At 68.4% G+C, this 715-nt stretch carries 1 protein-coding gene; it reads left to right on the forward strand.

Going from position 1 to position 715, the window contains the following annotated elements; all coding sequences use genetic code 11:
- Positions 1 to 715: glycosyltransferase (locus ACYVDE_RS25085; protein ID WP_460504232.1), on the forward strand; the 715-nt coding region annotated here is incomplete at both ends.

The following is a 715-nucleotide window of genomic DNA, read 5'->3' on the forward strand; positions in this document are numbered from 1 at the left end:
GCCTCGCCAGCCTGCGCGCCCTCCACTATCCGGCCGGGTTGCTGGAGGTGCTGGTGGGCGACGATGGCAGCACCGACGGCACCGCCGCCGTTGCCGAAGCCGCCATGCAGGGTTTTGCGGGCCAGTTCGCAGTCATTCCCATCACCGAAAACCTGGGGCGGGCCCGCGGCAAAGCCAACGTACTGGCCCACCTCACGCGCCGGGCTGGTACCGAGTATTTCTTCATCACCGATGCCGACATCAGCCTGCCCGCCACCTGGATAGCCGGGCTGCTGGCGCACGGCGGGCCCGTCGAGGGCACGGTTACGGGCATCACGGCCGTGCGGGGCGCGCGGCTGTTTCATCAGTTGCAGGGCCTCGACTGGCTGCTTTCGCTGAGCATGGTGCAGGTGGTGAGCGACCTGGGCCGCCCCGTAACGGCCATGGGCAACAACATGCTCGTGACCCGCGCCGCCTACGAAGCCACCGGCGGCTACGAGGCCCTGCCATTTTCCGTCACCGAGGATTTTGCGCTGTTTCAGGCGGTATTGGCGGCCGGGTTTGGCTTCCGGCAAGTGTTCGAGGCCGGGGTGCGGGCCGATTCGTTGCCCATGCCTACCTGGGCCGCGCTGCTGCGGCAGCGGCAGCGCTGGTTGCGCGGCGTGGCCGGGCTGCCATTGCGCCTGCGCCTGGAATTGTTGTTTTTCAGCAGCTTCTGGCCCGCGCTGGCGGGCGT

This window comes from Hymenobacter agri (genome assembly GCF_054778495.1).